The organism is Micropruina sonneratiae (genome assembly GCF_025972045.1).
In the GTDB taxonomy this organism is placed as follows: domain Bacteria; phylum Actinomycetota; class Actinomycetes; order Propionibacteriales; family Propionibacteriaceae; genus Micropruina; species Micropruina sonneratiae.
This window is the reverse complement of the sequence record NZ_JAPDHX010000003.1, coordinates 444,508-469,084: the sequence shown is the minus strand read 5'-3', so window position 1 is coordinate 469,084 and position 24,577 is coordinate 444,508. Positions and strand designations below refer to the sequence as shown.

General features: G+C 71.4%; 19 protein-coding genes. 8 read left to right on the top strand and 11 right to left on the bottom strand.

Translation table 11 applies throughout. The features are described 5' to 3' along the window. Nucleotides 1–15: 15 nt before the first annotated feature. Nucleotides 16–1,848, bottom strand: coding sequence for a translation elongation factor 4 (gene lepA, locus OIE40_RS10410; RefSeq protein ID WP_264702128.1), 1,833 nt, complete (start codon nt 1,846–1,848; stop codon nt 16–18). Nucleotides 1,849–2,020: 172 nt separating this feature from the next. Between lepA and gdhA the strand changes: the two genes are divergently transcribed. The 4 genes from gdhA (at nt 2,021) to OIE40_RS10390 (ending at nt 7,077) form a co-directional block, all read left to right on the top strand. Next, nucleotides 2,021–3,340: an NADP-specific glutamate dehydrogenase gene (gene gdhA, locus OIE40_RS10405; RefSeq protein WP_264702345.1), complete on the top strand. Its 1,320-nt coding sequence runs from the start codon at nt 2,021–2,023 to the stop codon at nt 3,338–3,340. Between the two features lie 8 nt (nt 3,341–3,348). Further along, entirely contained in the window at nt 3,349–5,907 is a 2,559-nt protein-coding gene (locus tag OIE40_RS10400) for a PEP/pyruvate-binding domain-containing protein (RefSeq protein ID WP_264702127.1), read from the top strand. Between the two features lie 115 nt (nt 5,908–6,022). Continuing rightward, on the top strand, nt 6,023–6,283 hold the full coding sequence (gene rpsT, locus OIE40_RS10395; protein ID WP_264702126.1) for a 30S ribosomal protein S20: 261 nt from the start codon (nt 6,023–6,025) through the stop codon (nt 6,281–6,283). Between the two features lie 254 nt (nt 6,284–6,537). Further along, entirely contained in the window at nt 6,538–7,077 is a 540-nt protein-coding gene (locus tag OIE40_RS10390) for a VldE C-terminal domain-containing protein (RefSeq protein WP_264702125.1), read from the top strand. 165 nt (nt 7,078–7,242) lie between these two features. On the opposite strand, the gene holA is transcribed toward OIE40_RS10390, so the two are convergent. The 4 genes from holA to OIE40_RS10370 all read right to left on the bottom strand — a co-directional run bounded on the left by holA (nt 7,243) and on the right by OIE40_RS10370 (nt 12,896). Then, a complete protein-coding gene (gene holA / locus OIE40_RS10385) occupies nt 7,243–8,235 on the bottom strand; it encodes a DNA polymerase III subunit delta (protein ID WP_264702124.1) in 993 nt (330 codons plus the stop codon). 58 nt (nt 8,236–8,293) lie between these two features. Next, nucleotides 8,294–9,406 (bottom strand): NAD(P)-binding domain-containing protein, encoded by a 1,113-nt coding sequence (locus tag OIE40_RS10380; RefSeq protein ID WP_264702123.1) that lies wholly within the window; start codon nt 9,404–9,406, stop codon nt 8,294–8,296. Nucleotides 9,407–9,484: 78 nt separating this feature from the next. Next, entirely contained in the window at nt 9,485–11,812 is a 2,328-nt protein-coding gene (locus tag OIE40_RS10375; protein ID WP_264702122.1) for a ComEC/Rec2 family competence protein, read from the bottom strand. Then, complete coding sequence (locus OIE40_RS10370) at nt 11,799–12,896, bottom strand: ComEA family DNA-binding protein (RefSeq protein WP_264702121.1); 1,098 nt, start codon at nt 12,894–12,896, stop codon at nt 11,799–11,801. Before OIE40_RS10370 ends, OIE40_RS10375 begins: the two co-directional genes overlap by 14 nt. A 232-nt stretch (nt 12,897–13,128) precedes the next feature. Here OIE40_RS10370 and OIE40_RS10365 point away from each other — a divergent pair, with 232 nt between their 5' ends. Next, nucleotides 13,129–13,674 (top strand): VIT1/CCC1 transporter family protein, encoded by a 546-nt coding sequence (locus OIE40_RS10365; protein WP_264702120.1) that lies wholly within the window; start codon nt 13,129–13,131, stop codon nt 13,672–13,674. Nucleotides 13,675–13,680: 6 nt separating this feature from the next. Here OIE40_RS10365 and OIE40_RS10360 read toward each other — a convergent pair whose 3' ends face one another. Continuing rightward, nucleotides 13,681–14,640 (bottom strand): DUF4192 domain-containing protein, encoded by a 960-nt coding sequence (locus OIE40_RS10360; protein WP_264702119.1) that lies wholly within the window; start codon nt 14,638–14,640, stop codon nt 13,681–13,683. 414 nt (nt 14,641–15,054) lie between these two features. Between OIE40_RS10360 and OIE40_RS10355 the strand changes: the two genes are divergently transcribed. Continuing rightward, nucleotides 15,055–15,471 carry a hypothetical protein gene (locus OIE40_RS10355; protein WP_264702118.1) on the top strand — a complete coding sequence of 139 codons (417 nt, stop codon included), beginning with the start codon at nt 15,055–15,057 and terminating at the stop codon, nt 15,469–15,471. A gap of 27 nt (nt 15,472–15,498) precedes the next feature. Here the strand turns inward: OIE40_RS10355 and OIE40_RS10350 are convergent, their stop codons facing one another. Beyond that, the gene (locus OIE40_RS10350) at nt 15,499–16,458 is read right to left on the bottom strand and encodes a DMT family transporter (protein WP_264702117.1); all 960 of its coding nucleotides are present in this window, start codon (nt 16,456–16,458) and stop codon (nt 15,499–15,501) included. Nucleotides 16,459–16,689: 231 nt separating this feature from the next. Between OIE40_RS10350 and OIE40_RS10345 the strand changes: the two genes are divergently transcribed. Then, nucleotides 16,690–17,202 carry a hypothetical protein gene (locus tag OIE40_RS10345; RefSeq protein ID WP_264702116.1) on the top strand — a complete coding sequence of 171 codons (513 nt, stop codon included), beginning with the start codon at nt 16,690–16,692 and terminating at the stop codon, nt 17,200–17,202. 3 nt (nt 17,203–17,205) lie between these two features. Here OIE40_RS10345 and OIE40_RS10340 read toward each other — a convergent pair whose 3' ends face one another. From OIE40_RS10340 to OIE40_RS10325, 4 genes are all read right to left on the bottom strand, one after another. After that, nucleotides 17,206–18,171 (bottom strand): L-lactate dehydrogenase, encoded by a 966-nt coding sequence (locus OIE40_RS10340; RefSeq protein ID WP_264702115.1) that lies wholly within the window; start codon nt 18,169–18,171, stop codon nt 17,206–17,208. Between the two features lie 75 nt (nt 18,172–18,246). Continuing rightward, complete coding sequence (locus OIE40_RS10335; protein WP_264702114.1) at nt 18,247–20,553, bottom strand: hypothetical protein; 2,307 nt, start codon at nt 20,551–20,553, stop codon at nt 18,247–18,249. Between the two features lie 11 nt (nt 20,554–20,564). After that, the gene (locus OIE40_RS10330; RefSeq protein ID WP_264702113.1) at nt 20,565–21,887 is read right to left on the bottom strand and encodes a M23 family metallopeptidase; all 1,323 of its coding nucleotides are present in this window, start codon (nt 21,885–21,887) and stop codon (nt 20,565–20,567) included. Between the two features lie 96 nt (nt 21,888–21,983). Next, complete coding sequence (locus OIE40_RS10325; RefSeq protein WP_264702112.1) at nt 21,984–23,465, bottom strand: glutamate-cysteine ligase family protein; 1,482 nt, start codon at nt 23,463–23,465, stop codon at nt 21,984–21,986. A 200-nt stretch (nt 23,466–23,665) separates the two neighbouring features. On the opposite strand from OIE40_RS10325, the gene OIE40_RS10320 reads away from it, so the two are divergent. Continuing rightward, complete coding sequence (locus tag OIE40_RS10320) at nt 23,666–24,577, top strand: NAD(P)-dependent oxidoreductase (RefSeq protein WP_264702111.1); 912 nt, start codon at nt 23,666–23,668, stop codon at nt 24,575–24,577.

Here is a 24,577-nt window from a genome sequence, read left to right as displayed (position 1 = left end):
TGAAATGGGGCCGGTTCACTTCTTGGCGGACGTCTCCCCGGTCGACAAAGCGGCGACGAAGGCCTCCTGGGGCACCTCGACCCGGCCGACCATCTTCATCCGCTTCTTGCCCTCCTTCTGCTTCTCGAGCAGCTTGCGCTTGCGGGTGATGTCGCCGCCGTAGCACTTGGCCAGCACGTCCTTGCGCATCGCGCGGACCGTCTCGCGGGCGATCACCCGCGACCCGATCGCGGCCTGGATGGGCACCTCGAACTGCTGCCTGGGGATGAGTTCCTTCAGCTTGCGGGCCATCGCCACCCCGTAGGCGTAGGCGGCGTCGGTGTGCACGATCGCGCTGAAGGCGTCCACGGGGTCGCCGTGCAGCAGGATGTCCACCTTGACCAGCTTCGCCTGCTGTTCGCCCGCCTCGTCGTAGTCCAGCGAGGCGTACCCCTTCGTCCGCGACTTCAGGGCGTCGAAGAAGTCGAACACGATCTCGGCCAGCGGCAGCTGGTAGCGGATCTCGACCCGGTCCTCGCTGAGATAGTCCATGCCGGTCTGGATGCCGCGGCGGGCCTGGCACAGCTCGAGGATGGCGCCGATGTAGTCGGTCGGGGTCAGGATGGTCGCCTTCACAACCGGCTCCCACACCTGGGCGACCTTGCCTTCGGGATACTCCGAGGGGTTGGTGACGACGTGCTCGCTGCCGTCCTCCATCACCACCCGGTAGACCACGTTCGGCGCGGTCGAGATCAGGTCGAGGTCGAACTCCCGCTCGAGCCGCTCGCGGACGATCTCCATGTGCAGCAGGCCCAGGAAGCCGACCCGGAAGCCGAACCCGAGGGCGCCGGACGTCTCGGGCTCGTAGACCAGCGCGGCGTCGTTGAGCTGCAGCTTGTCCAGCGCCTCGCGCAGCTCGGGGAAGTCGGCGCCGTCGATCGGGTACAGCCCCGCGTACACCATCGGGTTGGGCTGCCGGTAGCCGCCCAGGTTCTCGTGCGCCGGACGGGACGCCAGGGTCACGGTGTCACCGACCCGCGACTGCCGGACGTCCTTCACCCCGGTGATCAGATAGCCCACCTCGCCGGAGCCCAACCCCTTGGCCGGCTTGGGCTCGGGGCTGATCACGCCGACCTCGAGGACCTCGTGGGTGGCCTTGGTGGACATCATCAGGATGCGGTCGCGGTGCGCGAGCGCGCCGTCCACCACCCGCACGTAGGTGACCACGCCGCGGTAGGTGTCGTAGACGGAGTCGAAGATCAGGGCCCGCGCCGGGGCGTCCGCCGTTCCGGAAGGGGCCGGGACCTGCGCCACGATGGCGTCCAGCAGTTCACCCACGCCCTCGCCGGTCTTGGCCGACACCCGGAACACGTCACCGGGCTCGCAGCCCACCAGGTGGGCGATCTCGGCGGCGAACTTGTCGGGCTGCGCACTGGGCAGGTCGATCTTGTTGAGCACCGGAATGATGTGCAGGTCGGCGTCCAACGCCAGGTACAGGTTGGCCAGGGTCTGCGCCTCGATGCCCTGCGCCGCGTCGATCAGCAGGATCGCGCCCTCGCAGGCGGCCAGCGAGCGGGACACCTCGTAGGTGAAGTCGACGTGGCCGGGGGTGTCGATCATGTTCAGGACGTGGGTGACACCACCCTGCGTCCACGGCATCCGGACGGCCTGGGACTTGATCGTGATGCCGCGTTCCCGCTCGATGTCCATCCGGTCGAGGTACTGGGCGCGCATGGCGCGGTCGTCGACCACCCCGGTCAGCTGCAGCATCCGATCGGCCAGCGTCGACTTGCCGTGGTCGATGTGGGCGATGATGCAGAAGTTCCGGATGATCTCCGGGGGCGTCGCGCCGGGGCGGGGTCCGCTCATTCACCTGTCCTGTGTCGGGTCCGAGGGCTCACTCTATCGATCCGGACGCCGGCCACGCGCCGCCGCGTCCCGGGCAGGGGGCGCACCCACCATGTGACCGACGCCCGCCGAGCGACACCGGCCCGTTAGGGTCCGAGGGGTGACCGCAGCGCTGCACCCCACCTTCCAGCCCATGTTCGACATCGTGCTCGCCCGCAACCCGGGCGAGCCCGAGTTCCACCAGGCCGTCTTCGAGGTGATGCACAGCCTCACCCCGCTGGCCGGTGGACGCCCGGAGTACGCCCAATGGTCGATCCTGCAGCGGGTGTGCGAGCCCGAGCGGCAGATCATCTTCCGGGTGCCCTGGGTGACCGACGACGGCCAGGTCGAGATCAACCGCGGCTTCCGGGTCGAGTTCAACTCCGCCCTGGGCCCGTACAAGGGCGGCCTGCGGTTCCACCCCAGCGTCAACCTGTCGATCATCAAGTTCCTCGGCTTCGAGCAGGTGTTCAAGAACTCGCTCACCGGCATGCCGATCGGCGGCGGCAAGGGCGGCTCCGACTTCGACCCCAAGGGACGCTCCGACAACGAGGTGATGCGGTTCTGCCAGTCGTTCATGACCGAGCTGTACCGGCACCTCGGCGAATACACCGACGTGCCGGCGGGCGACATCGGGGTCGGCGCGCGCGAGATCGGCTACCTGTTCGGCCAGTACAAGCGGATCACCAACCGCTACGAATCGGGCGTGCTCACCGGTAAGGGCGTCAGCTGGGGCGGCTCCCGCGCCCGCACCGAGGCGACCGGCTACGGCACGGTCCACTTCGCCCAGGCCATGCTCGGGATGCACGGTGACAGCTTCGACGGCCGCACCGTGGTCGTGTCGGGTTCGGGCAACGTGGCGATCTACGCGGTCGAGAAGGCCCAGCAGCTCGGCGCGACGGTGATCGCCGTGTCCGACTCCTCGGGGTACGTCGTCGACCCCGCCGGTATCGACCTCGAGGTGCTGCAGGAGGTGAAAGAGATCCGCCGCGGCCGCATCGGCGACTACGCCGACGCGGTCGGCTCCCGCGCCCGGGTGGTGACCGACGGCTCGGTGTGGGACGTCCCGTGCGACATCGCGCTGCCGTGCGCCACCCAGAACGAGCTGGACGAGGCCCAGGCCCGCACCCTGGTCGCGAACGGCCTCCGCCTGGTCGCCGAAGGCGCCAACATGCCGTGCACGCCCGCGGCGGTCGCGGTGCTGCGCGAGGCAGGGGTGCTGTACGCGCCGGGCAAGGCGTCCAATGCCGGCGGAGTGGCCACCAGCGCGCTGGAGATGCAGCAGAACGCCAGCCGCGACGCCTGGGACTTCGAAACCACCGCCGAGCGGCTCGAGCAGATCATGACCGACATCCACGACCGCTGCGTGGCGACCGCCGAGGAGTTCGGCAGTCCCGGCGACTACGTGGTGGGCGCCAACCTGGCCGGCTACATCAAGGTGGCGGACGCGATGGTCGCCATGGGCGTGATCTGAGCCGGCCGATGGCGCGCGCCAGCACCGGCGTCCCGGGCCTGGACGCGATCATCGACGACCTGCGGGTCGGCGACAACGTGGTCTGGCAGGTCGACTCCGAGGCGGACTTCGCCGCGGTGGCGGAGCCGTTCGTCCGACGCGCCCTGGCGGAGGGTCGCCGGGTGCTGTACCTGAGCTTCGGCCAGCGGCCGCCGCTGCTGGAGGACCTGGCCGGGGTCGAGGTGCACACCCTGGACCCGTTCGCCGGCTTCGAGCCGTTCGCGATCGCGGTGCACGAGCTGCTGGCACGGGTGGGCCGGCTGGGCTTCTACGTGATCGAACCGCTGACCGACCTCCACCTCGCGTGGCGCTCCGACCTGATGGTGGCCAACTTCTTCCGCGCCACCTGCCCATACCTGTTCGAGCTCGACACCATCGCCTACTTCCCGCTGCTGCGGAACCGGCACAGCTACGCGACCGTCGCCGCGATCCGCGAGACCACCCAGGTACTGCTCGACCTGCACCGGATCGACGATGCCGTCTACGTCCATCCGTTGAAGGTGTGGCAGCGGCACTCCCCCACGATGTTCTTCCCGCACCTGCTCAGCGGCGGCCGGGCGCTGTCGATCACGTCGTCGGCGGCCACCACCCAACTCTTCGCCTCGCTCGCCCGGCGGATCGACCAGCCCGAGGTGTGGCAGGGCGTGGTCGACGACGCCTGGGCCGCCCTGGACGGCGACGCCGCCACCCAGGAGGCGGCCCGCCGGACCCTGATCGAGGTGCTCGTCGGGGCGCGTGGCCGGATGGCGGAACTCAGCCGCACGAGCCTGCGCCTGGTCGACCTGCTGGCGGTGGCGTCCAGGTTGATCGGCACCGGCCGGATCGGCGGCAAGAGCCTGGGCATGCTGGTCGCCCGGGCGATCCTCGAGCAGGCCGGCGACGAGTCGGTCACCGGCCGGCTCGAGCCGCACGACTCGTTCTTCATCGGCACCGACGTGTTCGTCACGTTCCTGGTCACCAACGGCTGGTGGTCGGACTGGACGGCGCACAAGCAGGGCCTCGGAGGCGCCGGCGGCGTGGGCACCGACGTCGGCGGGAGGGCGGCGGCCGAACGGCTGCACCGGGCCATTCCCGCCGGGGAGTTCCCCCGGGCGCAGCGCGAGGACTTCCTGCAGCTGCTGGAGCACTTCGGTCAGGCACCGATCATCGTCCGGTCCAGTTCGCTGCTCGAGGACGACTTCGGCAACGCGTTCGCCGGCAAGTACGCGAGCGTGTTCTGCGTCAACCAGGGCACCCCGGCGCAACGGCTCGCCGCCTTCGAGGACGCCGTGCGCACCGTGTACGCGAGCGCGGTCGGGCCGGAGGCGTTGCAGTACCGGGCCGACCGCGGCCTGCTCGACCTCGACGAGCAGATGGCGATCCTGGTACAGCGGGTCAGCGGCGACCTGCACGACGGCCTGTTCTTCCCGCTCGCCGCCGGGGTGGCGCACTCGTCGTCGCTGTACGTGTGGGACCCGTCGCTGCCCGACGCCGGCATGGCGCGGCTGGTCACCGGGCTGGGCACCCGGGCGGTGGATCGCTCCGGACGCGACAACGCCCGCATCGTCAGCCTGGCCGACCCCTCGTCCGCGCCGTTGGGCGGCCAGGACCAGGGCCGGTGGACGCAGCGGCGCGTCGACGTACTGGACCTGCCCGCCGACTCCCCCCGTACCGTTGCGCTCGCCGAGGCCCGCGCCGTGGTTCAGCCCGCCGACTGGAGGCTCGTGGCCGGCGCCGACGCGGCGGCCGCGCGCCGGCTGCGCGAGCTGGGCCGCAGCACGAAGCCGACCCCGGAGGTGGTGGACTTCGCCGCCCTGCTCGACGAGGCCGGCGTGGCCGCACTGCTGCGGCAGGTGCTGGCGGCCCTCGCCTCGGCCTACCGGCACCCGGTCGACATCGAGTTCACGGTCAACCGCGATCCGGACGGAGTGGCGGTGCTGAACCTGGTGCAGTGCCGCCCGCTGCAGACCCGGGGCGTCGGCGGCGCCGTGGGGGTGCCCGAGCCGGTGCCGGAGCGCTGCCTGCTGGCCGACCGCGGCAACTTCATGGGCGGCAACGTCCGGCTGCCGATCGATCAGGTCGTCTGGGTGCGTCCGGACGCCTACCTGGCGCTGGGCCAGCCCGACCGGTACGCGGTGGCCCGGCGGATCGGTGAGCTCAATCGGTCGCTGACCGGGGCGGCCCTGCTGATCGGACCGGGCCGTTGGGGCACCTCGATGCCGTCGCTGGGCGTCCCGACCCACTTCAACGACCTGAACCGCTTCGTCGGACTCGTCGAGACCACGTACTCCGAGGGCGACTTCCGGCCGGAGTTGTCCTACGGCAGCCACTTCTTCCAGGAGCTCGTCGAGTCGGGCATCTTCTTCGCGGCGGTGTTCGACGAACGACCCGGGGTGATCTTCCGGCCGGAACTGCTCCTGGAGCTGCCCAACACCCACACCGGCCGGGGCCCGGACGACGCGCTGACGGCCGTCGTTCATCAGGCCGACACCCCCGGCCTGATGCTGCACGCCGACGTGACCGAGCAACGTCTGCTGCTGCAGTGGTGAGTGGGCCCCGCCCGCCGGGCCCGTTTTGGTGAGCCGCCGTCGGGTTTGGTAACGTTGGGGGTCGCGTCCGAGTCGGGCGCCCAACCCAAGATCAAGCATCGAAGAGGCAAGCCCTGTGGCGAACATCAAGTCCCAGATGAAGCGCATCAAGACGAACGAGAAGGCTCGTCAGCGCAACAAGGCCGTGAAGTCCACGCTGCGCACCCACGTGCGCCGGTTCCGCGAGGCCGTCGACGCCGGCGAGACCGAGAAGGCGCAGACCCTGGCCGCCGCCGCGTGCCGCGCGCTGGACAAGGCCGCCTCGAAGGGCGTCATCCATCGCAATCAGGCCGCCAACCGCAAGTCGGCGATCGCCTCCCAGGCCGCCGCTCTCTGAGCTGACCCATTCGCGCCGCCCGCTGGTTCGGGCGGCGCTTGTGCGTGCCCGGACACCGGCGTCCGACACCTGACAGCCGCCTCCGCTGACTGAGGCCGTCCCACGGCCGCGCCCCGACCCGACCACCAAACCTGAGCAATTTTGGAGAACCCTGAGAAATGGGTTAGGTTTCTCAGACATTCCTGGGGAGGGCGGCGGGAGAACTCCCCTTCGGTGAGGTCTCGTTCGGAGGCCACGACGCAACGGGGAGTCAGATGAACATCCGCAGGCGCATCGCCATCACCACGGCGGCCACGACCCTTTCGCTCGGAGTCGCTGTCGGCTCCTTCGGCTTCGCCTCACCGAGCGCGGGAGCCGTCCTCGAGCGGGACGCGGTCACCAGCGCGAACGGCGCCACGGTGCCGCTGCTCAAGGGCAATGCGCCCAAGGCGAAGATCTCGCACTACAAGAGGCTGACCAAGAAGGCCAAGAAGGTGGCCAAGAAGGTCCGCAACTCGTGGAGCAAGGTCCGCTACATCGGCGGCTGGCGGGCCGGCAGTGCGTACTCGGGCGATCATCCGGCCGGCCGGGCCCTCGACGTGATGATCCCGAAGTGGAAGAAGAACAAGTCGCTCGGCTGGTCGATCGCCAAGTACTTCGCGAAGAAGAAGACCGCCAAGAAGTACAAGATCCACTACGTGATCTTCCGGCAGAAGATCTGGACCACCGCGACCCCCCGGTGGCGCAAGATGGCCAACCGTGGCGGCGCCACCGCGAATCACTTCGACCACGTGCACATCTCCGTGAAGCGCTGAGGTTTGCGGCCTGGGGTGACGCAACCACCCCGAACGCGAAACCCGTCCGACTGGTCGTCCCCCCGCCAGCGGGCGGGTTTCGCCTGTCAGGGACGGGCTCACCTCACGCTCCGCACGGTTCGCCTCAGCGGCGCTGGGAACGGGCTCCGGCGTGCGCTGGCGCCGTCAGGCTCGGGACGCCGCGCCGCGCCTCGCCTGCGACCGACAGTCGATGACCCGCAGCACCAGCAACTCCAGGGCGAACGCCGGGTCGCCGGAGGCGCCCTTCACCTGGGCGTCGGCCGTGGCGGCCAGGCCGATCGCGGTGGCGACCGCGCCCGGCGTCCATCCTCTGGCCTGCCGGTTCAGGTCCTTCAGTTTCCAGGGCGGGACGCCGACCCGTCGCGCCAGCTCGACGTCGCGCAAGCGGTCGTCGCGGGCACCGAGGTACTTGCCGAGGTTGCGCAGCCCGGACGCGACGGCACTGGTCAGCAGCACCGGCGCCACGCCGGTCTCCAGCGCCCAGCGCAGGCTGCCCAGCGCGGCTTCACGGTTGCCGTCGAGGCAGTGGTCGGCGACGGCGAACCCGCTGATCTCGGCCCGTCCGGCGAAGTAGCGTTGCACGTCGGCCAGCGTGATCACCGGCTCGGGCGCATCGGCCAGCAGTTGCGCGACGGCCGCAGCGACGCTGCGCAGGTCGCTTCCCACGGCCTCGACGAGCGCCTCGGCGCTGCCGCGGTCGATGCGCCCGCCGCGGCGGCGGGCTTCGGCGGTGACGAACTGGGGCAGTTCCCACGGTTTCACCGCAGCGGCCTCGACCTGCCGGACGCCGGCCTTGCGCAGCCGATCCAGCACCGCCTTGCCCTTGGGGCCGCCCCCGTGCACGACGATCAGCGCTACCTCGCCAGGCGGCTGGGCGGCCAGTCCGATCAGGTCGTCGACCACCTCTGCGGGCAGTTCGGCCAGGTTCTCGACAACCGCCACCACGGCGCTGGAGAACAGCGAACCGGTGGTGATCTCGGCCAGCGTGCCCCGGTCGAGGGACGCGGCGGGCACCCGGCTGACCGTGGCGTCGGGCCGGGCGGCGGTGGCGGCGGTCACCAGCTCGTGCACCGCCCGCTCGGCGATCAGCGCCTCGGGCCCCTGGATGAGGGTCGCGGTGGCGAACGGTGCGGTCATGGGCTCAGCATGCCAGGCCCGGCCGACACGTCACGCAACGGCCGCGCATCGACGGCTGTCAGCCGTCCGCCGCCGGGCCGGGATGTTTCGCCTGCAGCGCCGTGCGGACGCCGCGGGCAGCGCTGCGACCCGCCCGGTTCGCGCCGATGGTGCTTGCCGAGGGCCCGTAGCCGACCAGTTGGACGCGCGGGTCGGCGACCGCCGAGGTGCCGTCGGCGGCGAGCTGGATACCGCCGTGCGGACTGCGCAGGTGCAGCGGGGCGAGGTGGTCGACGGCCGCCCGGAACCCGGTGGCCCACAGGATGACGTCGGCGGGCTCGAAGACGGCCCCGGCGGGCTCCGGATCGTCCCAGCGGACGCCGCCCGGCTCGATCCGCGAGAACATCGGCCGCCGCCGCGCGTACACGCCGAGCCGTTCCGCCTCGCTCTCCTGCTCGCGCAGCCGCAGCCCCGTAACGGAGACCACCGACCGCGGCGTCAATCCGGCCATCACCTGTTCCTGAACCTGGGCGATCACCGCCCGCCCGATCTCGGGGGTGAACGACCCGGCACGCCAGTCGGGTTCGGTGCGGGTGGCCCAGACCAGGTTCTCGGCTCCCACGACCGAGACGAGCATGCCAAGGAACTGCACCGCGGAGGCTCCCCCGCCGACCACGACGATCCGGTGCCCGGCGAACCAGGCCGGTCCCGGGAAGTCCACCGTGTGCAGCTGGGTTCCGGCGAACGTGCGCTGGCCGGGATACGACGGCACGAAGGGACGGGTCCAGGTCCCGGTCGCGTTGACGAGGGTGCGGCTGCGCCACTGCGCCGGGCCGGCCTCGCCCACCCCGCTGACCAGGAACCCGACCGCGTCGGGCTCGACCCGGCGGACACTGACCGGACGCACGACCGGCAGCCGATGGTCGCGCTCGTACGCGGCAAAGTACGCGGGCACCGCCCTGTTGGCCCGAGCGGTGTCCGCAGCCGGCGGCAGCCGCGACCCGGGCAGGTCGGCGACCCGGTGCACATCGGCCATCGTCAGGGCGTCCCAGCGGTGCTGCCAGGCACCGCCCGGCCGTGAGTTGGCGTCCAGCAGCAGGTGCTCGATGCCCATCCTGGTCAGGTGATAGGACGCAGAGAGTCCCGCTTGGCCCGCACCGATGACCAGGGCGTCATGGACCGTGTCGCTCACGTCCCCTCAACGCCACAACCGCCCCGGTCAATCCCCGGCCGCCCGATCCACCACAGCGCGCTGGGACGTCTCGGTGCGTCAGCGCTGGCTGGTGAGGATCAGCCCGTCAGCGCTGCGGCTGATCGCGATCGCGCCCTGCTGGTCGGTCCGGGCCACCCGCATGCCCAGGCGCTGCACCGCCTGCTGGGTGCGCACCGCCGGATGGCCGTAGTCGTTGTCGGCGTCCACACTGAACACCGCAACGGTGGCCCGGGACGCCGCCAGGAACTCCGGCGACTGATGCCCCGACCCGTGATGCGGCACCAGCAACACCTCCGTCGCCAGCTCAGCTCCCGAGGCGAGCGCGTTGCGCTGGCCGTCCTCCTGCACGTCACCCGCCAGCAACACCCGCAACCCACCCACGTCGGCCCGCATCACCAGCGAGCCGTCGTTCTCCGCCGCCGACTCACCCTCGTCTGAACCCGCCACCGCGATCACCCCGCGCACCGCCAGCACCTCGATCGTGACCTGCCCCACCACCAGTCGCCCCCCACCGGCAACCTCGGTCAAACCCACCGGGCCGGCCGCCTGCGCCACCAACGCCCGCCCGTGGGCCGGTGACGTCGCCGCCGACACCGCCACCGCGCCCGTGTCGTGACCCGAGATCGCCGCACCGACCCCGGTGATGTGGTCGGCGTGAAAGTGTGTCAGCACCACCAACGGCACCGCCGAGACCCCCACCGAGGCCAAACAGGCCCTCAGCTTGGCCGGATCCGGGCCGGCGTCCACCAGCACCGCCGAGGCCGGGCCCGCCCGCAGCAACGTCGCATCCCCCTGCCCCACATCGCAGAACACCACCGCCCAGTCCGACGGCGGCCACCCCGGAGGCGACGGCGGCCGAAGCAGGGCAGCCACCATCACCAGCCCCGCCGCCAACGCCCACCACCGACTCCGCAACACCGCCGGCATCACCAACACCAACCCCACACATCCGGCCAGCGCCACCAACACCCCCGCCGGGCCGGCCGGCCACGCCACCGCCGCAGCCGGGAACAACTCCCCCAACCGGGCGATCCAGCACAATCCCTGCGCACACCAGCCCGCGCCGGTCGCGAACACCACCGCCACCGGCGCCGCGGGCACAGCGGACGCGGCCGCCAGGAAGCCCAGCACCGTTGCCGGCCCCACCAACGGGCCCGCCACCAGGTTCGCCAACAGGCCCACCACGCTCACCTGGCCAGAGAGCCACGTCACCAACGGCTGCGTCGCCAACTGCGCCGCCAGGGGTGTCGCGATGCCCTCGGCCAAAGCCCGCGGCATGCTCAGCGCCAACGCGTCCGTCCACGATCGCGACCAGGCCACGATCCCGCCGCACGCCAGCACCGACAAGGCGAATCCGGCCGAGCGAGCCATCGACGGCTCCACGAACACGATCACCGTCACCGCCACACACAACGCTCGGACCGCCTGGCCGCCCCGGCCGCCGGCTCCCAGTGCCACCAGCCCCACCACCCCCATCGCCGCCGCCCGCACCACACTCGGCTCGGAATGGCACAGCAGCACGAACCCGACCACGCCCAGCCCGAGCAGCCCACGCAGCCACCACCCCCGCACGCCGGCCCACCGCGCCACCAACCCCAGAAAGGCGAGCAGGAGCGAGAGATTTGCGCCTGAAACCGCGGTCAGGTGCGTCAGGCCGGTCACCCTGAAGCGCTCCGTGAGGTCGTCGGGCATGCCGACCGTGTCGCCGACCACCAGAGCGGGCACGAGCGCCCTCGGCTCCGGCTCGAGGTGGGCGGCACTCGCCCGCAGTCCGGCCCGCACCCGTTCGATGCCGGCGTCGAACGGGTTCGGCGCGGCGACGAGCTGCGGGGGTTCGCGAGCGCGGAGGAGGGCCACCTCCGTGTCGCCCGGCTCCGCCGCCGCCAACCGGACTGTCACTCTGACCCTGCTGCCGGCCGCGATGGCCGCCCAGGCCTGAACGGTGTCGCCGGACGCACTCACCCGCACCGGAGCCCCGCTGTGCAGCACCTGGCCGCGGGCAGTGAGCACATCGAGCCGGGCCGCGCTGCTCCACCACGCCGGTCGCACACCCTGTCGTTCCCCGCTGCGGGCCGTGCCGAGGACCGTCACCTCTGCGACGCCGACCGCCTGGTGGCCGGCGAGTTCGGTGAGGGCGTCGCCCGCTCGCCACGCCCACCGAGCCCAGCCGGTCACCATGCAACCCAGGAGCACCAGCGCGACCGCGCACAGTGCCCAGGATCGTCTGCGGCGAGCCAGTAAGCCCGCCGCCAGGGCGACCACCACCCCCAGGCTCAGCCAGCCCGGCTCGGCCAGGGTCGCGACCCACATGCCGAGCCAGGCCGTCACGGCCGCCGGCACCAACCGCAGGTCGGGCGCGAAGGCGTCCTGCTCAGACGCGGACACGGGGCGCGATCTCCGCGTAGCTCTTGGGGCCTATGCCGGGGACCTCCTGCAACTCGGCGACGTCACGGAACCTTTTGTGCTCGTCACGCCAGGCCAGGATCTTCTGTGCCGTCACCGGGCCGACCCCGGGCAGCGTGTCGAGTTGATCCAGGGTGGCGGTGTTCAGGTTGAGGGCCGCCGGCTGGCCAGGCCCTGTGCCGTCGACCTCGGCGCCGGTGAGGCCGCTGTCGTCGCCGCTTCGCCCAACCGTCAGCTGGGCGCCGTCGCTGACCGGCGCCGCAAGGTTCAGCGCGCCCGGGTCGGCGCGCTTGGTGAGTCCTCCGGCGGCGGCCAGGGCGTCCTGCACCCGCGCCCCCTCGGGTAGCCGAACCACGCCCGGCTTGCGCACCTCGCCGAGCACGTGGACGAGCAACGTCACAGTGGGGCTCGGGCTCGGGGTGGGGCTGGCGGCACCCACCGAGACGCTGGGTGCCACCGCCGCGGTGGCCACCGGTGCGGTGCGTGCCTGAAACAGGCTGTAGCCGCCCCACAGGCAGCCGGTCAGCACCACGATGCCGACGACGACAAGGTGATCGCGCAGAAACTGCCGGACCGCAGGCGCCGCGGCGGTGGCCGCCGAACGGGCCCGGCCGGGCAGGCCCGGGTCGGGTTCCGCAGGCGGGCTCAGCGCCGCTGCCGCCGCCGCGTCATTCTCGTCCGTCGCGGCCGGGGCGGGCCGACCCTGCCGCCGACGCCGTGACCTCGCCACTTCGGGGACGGTTCCGGTTGCCGCCTTCAGCGCCAGCCGGCCGGGCTGCAACACCGATGCCAGCGGCAGCGGCGGGTCGTACAGCTGCACCGCCCCCAAGTTCCGCGTGCCCAGATCACCGTCGTGGCCGAAGACCCCTGCTCCGGGTCGCGCCGGCTCGGATCGCGGCGCCGGTCGTGGGCCCCCGTGCGCCGGCGGGCCATCGGCGTCGCCGGTACCACTGGGCTCGGCAGCGGACGCCACGGCCCGCCGCGGCGGGATCTCGGCCAGCAGCGACTGCAGGCGCTGCCGGACGACCGCGGTCAGGTCGTCGTCGGGTCGTTGTGCGGTCACCATGTCTTCAGCTTGCGACCGGAAGTCCGAGAGCGGTCAAAGTCGTTGGAGCCTGTGGACAACCCGGCCGGGACGCGCCTGGAGCCCACGGCAGACGCACGAATCACGATTCGTCGCAGGCCGCGGTTCGGTCGGCGAATTGCCTTGCCAGGGCCCGAGAATGGGTGGCGTTGGGATGCCCAAGGCAAGCCTTTCCTGGCTTGCGCGGCCTCGCCCGGCGCATCACAGTTGCGTTATGAGCTCGGTCACGACAGCTACTCCGGACGCCACCCTGGCCCCCCGGCTGAACTGGCTGCGGGCGGGCGTACTGGGTGCGGACGACGGCATCGTCTCGACCGCCGGACTGGTGTTCGGGGTGGCTGGTGCGACCAGCGACTCGCTGGCACTGTTCATCGCTGCCGCGGCCGGTGTCGTGGCCGGGGCGTTGTCGATGGGTGGCGGCGAATACGTGTCGGTCAGCGCGCAGCGCGACACCGAACGCGCCGCGCTCGGCCTGCCCGCCCACCAACAGACCAGCCCCTGGCAGGCGGCGTTCGCCTCCACGAGCGCGTTCACCCTGGGCGCGCTGATTCCGCTGCTCGCGATCGTACTGGCGCCGGTGCCGATCCGCCTGCCGGTCACCCTGATCGCGGTGATGGTGGCGTTGGTGACAACCGGCTACGCCAGCGCCCGGCTCGGTGGTACCGCACCCGGGCGTCCGATTCTGCGCAACGTGGTGGTCGGCGGGCTGGCGATGGGGCTCACCTACCTGGCGGGCAGCCTCGTCGGGCTGACGCTCTGAGTGGTCTCACTTCTCGAGCAGCTCTTCGAGCCGTCGACGGATCAGGGGCCATTCGCTGGGCGGCACCATGCCGGCGTTGAGGTCATCCAGCAGTCGATACAGCCCCGGCCGCACACCCAGGACGTCCAACTCCTCCAGGCACACCGACTGAAGCGCTCCCTCACCGGCCGCCCACGCGGCCAGGGCCAGGAGAGCCAGCGGCTGGACCTGGCCGCCGTACGGACTGGCGCGGACGACCCGCGTCCAGACGGCCACCCAACCGTCGGCCGCGGCGTTGGTCAGCGACAGCACTGCCCGGTCGCGGGCGTCCGGGTCGGTCACCAGGATGCCCAGCCAGGCCAGGTCGGTCAGGTCGAGCCGATCGGGATGGGCCAGACCACGCCGCAACGTCAGCAGCAGTTCGTCGGCGCGCTGATCCTCGGGCAACTCCGCGAACCGTGAGAAGCCGTCCATCCAGGCCCCTTCGACCAGGTCGGCCTGCCCGGGGTCGGCTCTGAGGCCCCTCGCCAGGTCGGCCCTGCTGTGCCGGGCCTGCAGGCCGTGCAGTGTTGCCTCGGCAGCGGTGGTGGTGGCACCCGGGTCGTGTGGGTACTGGGCACCGAACCGGTTGCCGACCCGGTACCGGCCATCACACACGCAGACCAGGTCGCCCGCCAGCGCGTCACCCAGGTGCCGCTGTGCCCGATGGAGCAGCGTCCAGGCGTCGCGCTCGTCGTCGCAGTAGCCCACCAGCCACAGCAGCGCCCCGGGCCAGCGCAGCAGCATCCGGTCGATCATCAGTTCCAGGTGGCAGTCGGGCCCGACATCGGCCAGACCGGTCCGGGCGGTCAGCACGACGCGCCCCTGCGCGATCACGATCATCACCAGCGACTCCTCGGGATGGAAGCCCAGCAGGTGCGGGACGATGCCCAGCAGGTCGGGCACGCTGCGCACCCGGGTGACGGGAGTGGAAATGTCTTGGCTCATGCCATCAGTCACCGTCCGGATCTCCGAAAGTGCTCAGATTCACGGCGTTTGGCCCGGCGGGTGTGGATAACCTCAGGACGGGTAGCCTGAGGCACGATGACGAACACACCCGGCAACGGCTGGCCAGGCAGCCCGCCTCCCCAGGGTCCAGGGACCAATTCCCAGCCCTGGGGCTCTCAGCCTTGGGGCCAGCAATACCCCGGGCAGGGCCAGCAATACCCCGGGCAAGGCCAGCCGAACCCCGGACAGGGGCAGCAATACCCCGGACAGGGTCAGCCGAACCCGGACGCCTTCGACCCCCGACGCGCCCTCGGCGAGCAGCCACCGGCCCCGGTCTCGATCGACCAGTTCCGCCCGCCGCCCAACCGCACGCCCCTGCTGATCACGGTGGTGGCGCTGATAACCCTGGTTTTGGTGATCGCCGGCGGGATCTACGTGCGGTCCCTTCCCCTACAGGAAGCCTCGCCGAGCCCCACGCCTGGCCGGACCAGCGCCGGCCCGGGCCAGCCGTTCACCACGCCGGACGGCCGGCAGAGCGGCCGCTGGGAGATCCTGCAGTCGACCTGGACCGACGAGGGACTGCTGCTGCAGTTGCGGTTGTACACCGACGACGGGAACATCACCTACTCGTTCCTGGCGTTCGCCAACGCCACGACCGAGGTCGTCGCACCCAGCCACAGTCCCGAGTCGCCCGACGTCCGGACGGGCACGATCACCAAGACCCAACCCGTCACCGGCTACGTGTTCTTCCCGCTGCCCAAGGGGGACGCCACCATCATCCTCGCCAACGGCGCGGGACGGCAGATGTCGGCGCTCCCGGTGAAGGGCTGAACCACCGCAGGCCGCTCTCGGCCGCTCTCAGGCGACGGCCCCGTCGACCTCCGCACCCTGGGCTACCGGGCGCCGGGCGGCGGCGTCCGGGTGGTGCTTCGACAACAGCACCACGCCCCACACGGCGAACACGCCCGCCAGCGCCATGCCCACCCCGGCCCACGGGGTGATCCGGACGCCCTCGCCGAGCACGATCAGGCCGAAGGCGACGGCCACGATCGGGTCGGTGGTGGTCATCGAGCCGACGGTGATCTCGGCCGGCCCGTTCGCCAGCGCCTGCTGAATCATGAACCCGCCGATCGCATAGGACATCACCAGGAAGGGTGCGACCACCCAGAACACGGGTTGGCCGTGGAAGTCGTCGTGCTTGATCACCTCGGACGTGGCCTTGACCATGCCCGCCGAGAGGCCGTAGAAGAACGATCCGCCCGAGGCCCACATCAGGCAGCGCAGCTGCTCCGGGCCCTTCCAGCCCAGCAGGCCGAGGGCGGCCCCGATGAGATAGATCACAATGCAGCCGATCGCGATCGCCACCGGATCGAGCCGGGTGTCGTCAGCGGCGCGGCTGGCCGAGAACAGGGTGAACACAACGATGCCGGCGATGGTGACCGCCACGGACAGCCACATCGCCCGGGTGATGGTGTGCCGATGGATCCGTGCCGACATCAGCACCGCCCACGGCACGGCCAGGATGCCGACCGGTTGCACCACCGTCACCGGGGCCATCATCAAAGCGACGATGTGCGCCGAGGCTCCGATGAAGATGGTGAGCAGGCCGAGCAGCCACAGCGGGGTACGGATCAGCCGCCACAGTTGCCGCAGATTCATGGCGCGGTTGTCGGCGTCAGGGTGGACCAGTCGGCTGACCGCGAGGTGCTGCATCGTCGAGCCCCCGGCGTACGCGACGGAGGAGCCCACCACGATGGCGATCGCGAGTGGGATGTTCTGCTCGAACAGGAAGAGTCCTGGTCCGTTGAGCGGCAGCATCGGCGTCCAATCTGCTGGGGCGTCCGGGCAAACCTTACCCGCCACCGACCACAGTCCCGAACCGGTTCGGCGCTGTGCACCCGCCCCGGCTGCGGCCGGCGCAGACGGCCACTCTGACGCCCGGGACGGCCGCGGGCGCGGGTAGGGTCGAGCCATGCCGAACGCCCGCCGATCGCTGTCGCGGAACCGCCGACCCGGTCACGCGCACCCGAGCAGCGCCGGGGGTTCGCGGTGGCGGTGAGACGCGCCGTCGTGGCGTTGGCGCTGGTCGCCGCCCTGTCGGGCTGCGCCGAGGCGTCCCCTGTCCCGAGCGGCGGTCCCGCCACGGTCGGCACCCGTACCCTGCTCTGCGCCGATCGGGTGGACGCCGCGACCGCCGCCCGGGTGGTCGCCACGTCGATCGCCGACCTGCGCGAACTGTCCACCTTCCACCCCGGCGAGCGGGTCGGCGAGTGCGCGCTCCAGGGCGAGGACGGCGGCGCCATGCTCGCCGTCGAGGTCGTCCACGACCCCAAGGGCAAGGCGCTGGCCGAGGAACTCTCCAGGCTCAGCGAGACCGACGACTATTCCGGCGACGACACGTCGGGCGTCGCCGGAGACGCCCGGACCACCACCGCCCTGTACGCCCTCGACAAGGCGTACTACGTCCGCGTGCTGGGACTGGGCGGCACGTCGGCCGAGCAGCGGCAGGCCGCTCTCGACCTGGCGGCCGACGTGGCCACCCGCAGCAAGCCGCTCAAGTAGTCCTCAGAAGCCCAGCGACTTCAGCGTGCCCCGCAGCGTCTCGGCGGACGCCTTCAGCTTGGCGATCTCGGAGTCGTCCAGCGGCACGTCGAGCACCCGCTCGATGCCCTTGCTCGACACCATGGTGGGCACCGACAGCGCCACGTCGTGCAGGTCGTGCCAGCCGTCCAGGACGCTGGAGAGCGGGAAGACGGTGCGCTTGGGGCTCATCAGCGCCTCGGTCAGCCGGGCACCGGTCAGGCCGATCGCGTAGTTGGTGGCGCCCTTGCCCTCGATCACCCGGTAGGCGGCGTGCATCGCCTCGTCGCCGAGCTGGTCGAGCAGGGCGTCGTCGAACATCCGCTTGCCGGTCGAGTCGACCCAGTCCCGGATCGGGATGCTGGTGATCTTCGCGCTCGACCAGACCGGGAACTCGCTGTCTCCGTGCTCGCCCAGGATGTTGGCGTGAACGTGCGCCGTCGAGACGCGCGCCACCTCGGCGATCGCGAACCGCAACCGCGAGGTGTCCAGCATCGTGCCGGTCGAGAACACCCGGTTGCGCGGCAGTCCGCTGACCTTCTGCGCCACCACGGTGAGCACGTCGCAGGGGTTGGTCACCAGCACGTAGAGCGCGTTCGGGGCCTGCTCGAGCAACTGCGGCATCAGCGACTTGAGGATGTTCGTGTTCACCCCGGCCAGCTCGAGCCTGGTCTGGCCCGGCTTCTGCGCCGCGCCGGCGGTGATGATCACCACGTCGGAGTCCTTGACGGCTTCGATGTTGCCGCCGCCGATCACGCCCGACGAGGGGGTGAACTGGGTGCCGTGGTTGAGGTCGCGCACCTCGGCGTCGGCCTTCTTCTCGTTGATGTCGTACAGGGCGATCTCCTGCGCGGAACCCCGGATCAGGGCCGCGTAGGCCAGCGAAGATCCGACAGCGCCGGCGCCGATGACGGAGAGTTTGCTGGGCGTGTTGCTCGTGAGGGTGACCATGGAGGTTACGTTAGCGATACAGGCCGCGCGGGGGCAGGCCGCCGCCGGTTTTTGGGCGGCACCCGTCCACGGGGCTCAGAGCGCCTCGTAGGCCTCGGTGAACCGGGGGCCGGGCACCAGCCAGCGCTCCTGCAGGTCGCCCTCGACGAGCCACTCCCCCGGCTGCGCGACGGCCGGGCCCTCGAGCGTCTCCACCCGCTCACCCAGGTGCGCCGGGCGGGCCTGGACGGTTCCGGTCCTGCGGAAGCGGTTCCCCTCCACCAGTTCGTGGCTGGCGGCGAAGGCGCCCGGGTCCGCTGACCACTCGCGCCCGGTCTCGGGGTCGGTGACCAGCCAATCACCGGCCGCCGCGTTCATCACCGCACCCGATTCGGTTCGCCACTGCCACGAGACGTCCAGTTGCCTGGCCCTGACCTCACCGCGGCGCCGGAACGGCATCATCGCGCGCTGCTTGCGGGAGCGGTAGCCGGCGGTGTCGAGCAGGGCAAGGGAACGCCGGACGCCGGCCGTCGTCCGCACCCGCGCCGGTGGCGGCAGGGCGTCCCAGTCGATCAGCCAGTCGTGGACCAGCCGGTCGTCGTCGCGTGCGGGCCCCGGACGCCACCCGTTGGCCAGGTAGAAGGCTCGCCACGACTCGTGCTCGCGCCGGGACAGGTAGTCGAGTTCGGCGGCGTCCAGCGGTTCACCGTCACCCTCGGCGGCCCAGGAGCGACCGAGCAGCGCCACCCCCGAGAACAGGCTGTGCACCTGGCGCAGGTTGCTGTCGCGGTAGAAGGTCGGCAGCTCCGACCAGGGCCGGCTCGAGGGGCGCTGACCGACCGCGTCGCCGAGCTGGACCAGGTAGGCGTTGTGCAACAGCCGGGCGATCCGCGTCCAGTGGTCCTCGGGCGGCTCGTCGCCGGTCAGCAACCCCACCCCGAAGCTGGTCAGCCGCCCGACCAGCGGCTGGTCGGGGATCTCGTTGCTGGTCGGGTCGACGGCCAGGATGGTGACCTCCGGCAGCTGTCCCGCAAGCCGGGTGGGCCGGTTGAGTTCGGGCTGCGCCTGGGCGATCACCAGCAGCGTGGTCGGGACGCCGCGTCCGGCGGCGACCAGCACCGGGTCGGTCGCGGGATCGTCGACCACGCGCAGGTCGGTGATGCCGGGGTCGTTGCCGAAGCGGGCCTGCTGGGCGGTGTGCTCGGCGGCGAGCGCCGCCGCGCCGGTGCCGACCAGCACCACCTCCAGGTCGGCAGTCCCGGACCCGGGGTGCAGCACGCGGCGCTCCCGCTCGCAGCTGGCCACCTCCGCAAGCACGGCGGCCGCCAGGTCGCCCTGGCCGGCCAGCACCAGCCGCCCGGCGCCGAGCAGGGCGACCCGGGCCACCAGGGCTCGCGCCGTCTGCTCGGTGGCCGACAAGGCGTCGGCCAGCCAGGCCCGCTGCGGGCCCACGATGCTGCGCCGCCAGTTCTCGGCCGCCCACGGGTCGTCGATCCGTAGCAGCACCCGCGTGACGACCGCCTCGTTGGTGGCGGCAGCGTCCAGCACCCTGGCCAGCTGGGCGAACGTCGCCAACGCCTCGGGCACCCGCTCCTCGATGATGTGCACGGCCTCGACCGAGATCCTCCCCCGGACCGTGACCATGCTGCGCAGCAGGTCGGCGTCAACGGCCTCGGCGGCCAGCACCCGGCCGCCGAGGGCGCGCACGGTCGAGATGAAGGCCTCGTCGCCGCTGTGGTCGACCACCAACAGGGACGACCTCGGCGACCGGTTCGCGGCCAGTACCCGCACCATGGCGGCCGCCTGGGCGGAGGCGCCGAGCACCAGCACCGCCCGGTCGGCCACACTCGCCAGCCAGCGGTCGATCTGCCGTCGCAGCATCGCCGCCACCACGCCCAGCACGGACGCCAGGGCGCCCCACAACGCGCACAGCCGGGCGAGGTGGTGAGCCAGCGGCGGCTGCTGCGGGCACCCTGCGCCGGCCCCCCACGGATCGGCACCGTTGCCCGACAGCACCCAGATCAACTGTTCGAAGAAGGGGGGCCCGTCGCCGCCGCAGTGCAGGTACGAGGCCATGCCGAGCACCACGGCACCGAGCGCGAAGGCCGACACGCTGAGCACGCCGACCACCCGCCCGGGTGCGTTGCGGGCCCGTCCGTACAGTGTCGCGGCGGCCAGGATGCCGCCGAGGAACAGTGCCGGCACGACGGCCTGCCGCGGATCGGTGAGCCAGCGGTACCAGTCGGGGCCGTCCACGCCCAGGGCGCGCAGCGCGGCGAGGACGCCGAGCACACCGGCGAGCGCCGCGAAGGGGATCCACGACCAACCCGGCAGCGGGCGCCGGTCTCGCGACGGCGAAGCGAACAGCCTCCGACGTCGCCAGCCCCGCAATAGCCCGCCCATCGGGCCAGAGCCTAGGGGGTCGACTGCGCCGAGGGCGAGGGTGTCTCCTCTTCCTTCGCCGACCCTCTGGGCGACGGCGAGGACTGCTCCTCCTCGGTGGACCGGGTGGGCGAAGGCGTGGCCCGTTGCGTCCTGCTCGGCTCGGGATCGGGTGCATTCCCGGTCGCGCTGGGCTCCGGGTCAGGCGCCTGCTCGGTCGCGGAGGGTTTCGGGTCGGGCGTCCGCTCGGTCGCGCTCGGCGACGGAGTCGGGGTCGCCGATCCGGTCTCGCTGGGGGTCGGCGTGGCGGACGCCGTGGCCGGCTGCGTCACGGTCGCCGTCGGTGTCGGCGTTGCCGTCGCGGAGCTCGTCGGCGACGGTGTCGCGGACCTCGTCGGCTTGGCCGTGGCGGAACGGGTCGGCGTGGGCGTGGAGCTCGGAGTGACGGACGCCGTCGGCGCCGGCTTCGGGGACGCGGAGGCGCTGGGCGACGTGCTCGGGCCGAGGTCCTCGATGGGGCCGTCGGGCCGAGGTGAGGGCTTGCCGGTCAGGTAGGGCGCCGGATCGACGTAGACGCCGTTCTCCTGGATCTCGAAGTGCAGGTGGCAACCGGTGGACAGGCCGGTGGTGCCCGACAGCGCGATGCCCTGACCGGTCTCGACCTTGTCACCCACCCGCACCCCGATGCGGGACAGGTGGGCGTACTTGCTGATCACGTGCTTGCCTTCGTACCGGCCGTGGTCGATGACCACCAGATTGCCGTAGCCGCCGTTGACCCCGGCCTGGATGACCGTGCCGCGGTAGGCGGCGATCACCACGGTGCCGCAGGCCGCGGTCATGTCGACGCCGTTGTGCATCCGCCAGTAGTGCAGGATCGGGTGGAACCGCTGTCCGAAGGCGCCGGTGATCGGCCCCGGCACCGGCGAGACGAAGTCACTTCCGTTGGATTCGGCCGTCTTCCCCGGCGGCGGGGCGGCCAGCGTGTCGTCGTGGTCGTCGTCCACACCCTGCCGCTGCGCGTTGCGGTCCGGTACCTGCTGCTGCGGAGCCTGGGTGCTGAACCGTTCGTCCTGCGTCGGCCCGGACGAGGCCACTGCGGCGGCTGGCGAGGAAGTGGTCGTCCCCGCCGCGGTGGCCGCGGACCTCGGCACGCCGACGCTCGCCTGCGACGCGGTCAGCACCGGGGCCAGCACCACCGCGATCACGATCGCGACGGCGTTGGCCAGGTACGGGCCGAAGCGGTTGGGGCGCGGCAGGGCCCTCAGCGGCCGGGCGTGATAAAGCGGACCCGGACCGGGGTCGAGCCGACGCGGCCCGGAATCATCGCGTGCGTCATTGTGTGGCGGCGTGGCCATCCCCCCACCTTCCTCGCTACCAACGGCGGGAGCCTAACAAGGAAGTTTTCCGCGAAATACCCTCAGATACTGTTTCTGAGCGATTCTCACCGTTACTTACGGCATCTCCCAGGTATGCACGGGTTGATTGGCATGCATTCGTTCCGCATAGGCGGCAACCATCTGCCGCAATGCCTCCACGCGAGGAATTCCGGACTCCTCGAGCGACCGGACGGCGTCGACCTGCCACTGGGCACCGTTGAGGCCCGTCTTGCAGCGACCCTCGACGATTCCGAGCAGCCGGTCACGCACGTCGGGATCGACCGACCAGGCGTCCAACCCGGCGTGGGCCAGCGGCAGCAGGTGCCGCAGGATCAGTTCACTGGCCGGCATCTCGCCGACGCCGGGCCAGAACAGGTCGGCGTCGATGCCGTGCCGGGAACCGTTGAGGAAGTTCGCCTGCGCGGTACTGAACGCCATCCTCGACCAGACCGGGCGCTCCTCATGCGCGAGGCTGTGCAGCGTTCCGTAATAGAAGGCGGCGTTGGCAAGGGTGTCCACGATCGTCGGACCGGCCGGCAGCACCCGGTTCTCCAGGCGCAGGTGCGGCGTACCGTCCGATACGTCGTAGATCGGCCGGTTCCAGCGGTAGATCGTGCCGTTGTGCAGCCGCATCTCGGACAGCTTCGGCGTCCCCCCGCCGTCGAACACCGCCTGCGGGTCCTCGGGGTCGAGCTCGGGCAGCAAGGCCGGGAAGAACCGCGCGTTCTCTTCGAACAGGTCGAAGATCGAGGTGATCCAGCGCTCGCCGAACCACACCCGGGGACGGACCCCCTGATTGGCGTACTCGATCGGACGCGTATCGGTCGCCTGGGCGAAAAGCACGATCCGCGTCTCGGCCCACAACTGCCGACCCATCAGGAAGGGCGAGTTCGCGGCCAGCGACAGTTGCGGCCCGGCCAGCACCTGGGCCGCATTCCAATGCGCGGCGAATTCGTCCGGGCGGACCTGCAGGTGCAATTGCATCGACGTGCAGGCCGATTCCGGCGCCACCGAGTCCACGAATCGGGTCAGCGTCTCACCGTTGGGCCCATCGATATCGATGTGGATGTCCTCGCCCCGGGCGGCCAGCACCGCATCGTTGATGGCGGCGTACCGGACGTTCTCGCTCATCCAGTCGCCCTCGAAGGTCTCCGGCATCACGGTGGGCAGGATGCCGGTCATGATGATGTGCGTCCCCTGCGCGGCGCTGCGCCGTTCCGCCTCGTTCAGCGAATCACGCAGGCTCGCCTCGAGCCGGGTCAGGGCGTCTGCGGCCAGCGGCGCGGGCGGCACGTTGAACTCGATGTTGAACCGGCCGAGTTCGGTCTGGTACTCCGGGTCGGCGATGGCCGCCAGCACGCTGGCGTTGTCCATCTTCGGCCGATAGTCGCGATCGACGAGGTTGAGCTCGATCTCCATGCCGCTGAGCGGTTCGTCGAACGCGAAGGAGTCCGCGACCAGCATCTGCTCGAAGACGTCGAGGCAGTGCTGCACCTTCTCGCGGTAGCGCTGCCGCTGCTCGCGGGTGTACGACCTGGTTTCGACTTCGCGACCCATGGCGGGGAGTATGGCGCACCCCGGCGCACAGGCGCACCAAGTAACCCGCGCCCGCGGAACGCCCCGCGATCCCGCCGCGCGGCCTTATCCGGGGTGGCGCGCAACGCCAACCGGCGACCGGCCGCTCCGGTTGCTGGTGCGGACTCCCAGCAGCGGCTACGCTCGGCGTCCAATACGTCAAACCCTGTTCAATGGATTGGATGGAGTCACGCATGGAGGTGGGATTCGTCGGACTCGGCCGGATGGGCCAGCTGATGGCCCGGCACCTGCTGGAGCACCGCGGAGACTCCCGGCTCACCGTGCTGGAACGGACGCCGGGCCGGCTCGCCGAGCTGGCCGAGGCGGGCGCCACGGTGGTCGCCACCTCGCGCGAGGTCGCCGAGGCGTCCGAGCTCGTGGTGGTGATGGTGCCGGCCATCGCCGACATCCGGGCGGCGCTGGAGGGCCCCGACGGGCTGCTCGCCGGCGTCCGGCGTCCACTGCTGCTGGTGGTGTCGTCGACGACCGCGCCCCAGGACGTCCGCGACCTGCAGGCCGACCTGGCCGGTCACGAGCCCCCGGTCACCGTCGTGGACGCGCCGGTCAGCGGCGGCGTCGAGGGCGCCAAAGCCGCAACGCTGTCCATCATGGTCGGCGGGCCGGACGCCGCGGCCGCCGCCGTCGTCGAGATCCTGGCGCCGGCCGGACGCGCCGTGCACCTGGGCCCGCTGGGCGCCGGCCAGGTCGCCAAGGCCTGCAACCAGTTGATCGTGGCGGCCCAGATCGTCGCCGTCGCCGAGGCGTCCCTGCTGGCCGAGAAGGCCGGGCTCGACGTCGGCAAGCTGCTCGACCTGCTCGGCGGGGGCTACGCGGCCTCCCGGGTGCTGGAGGTGAAGGGCCCCAAGCTCGTCGCGCACGACCATTCCCCCGACGGTCCGGCGAAGTTCATGATCAAGGACCTCTCCGCCGCCCGCGACGAGGCGGCGGCGTCCGGCCTGCGGCTGGTCACCGGCCCGGTGCTGCTGGACGCCTTCACCTCGCTCACCGAGGCCGGGCTGGGCGACCAGGACACCACCGTGGTGCAGGAGTGGATCGCCCAGCAATCCCCGGCGACAATGACGCCGGGCCGGTGA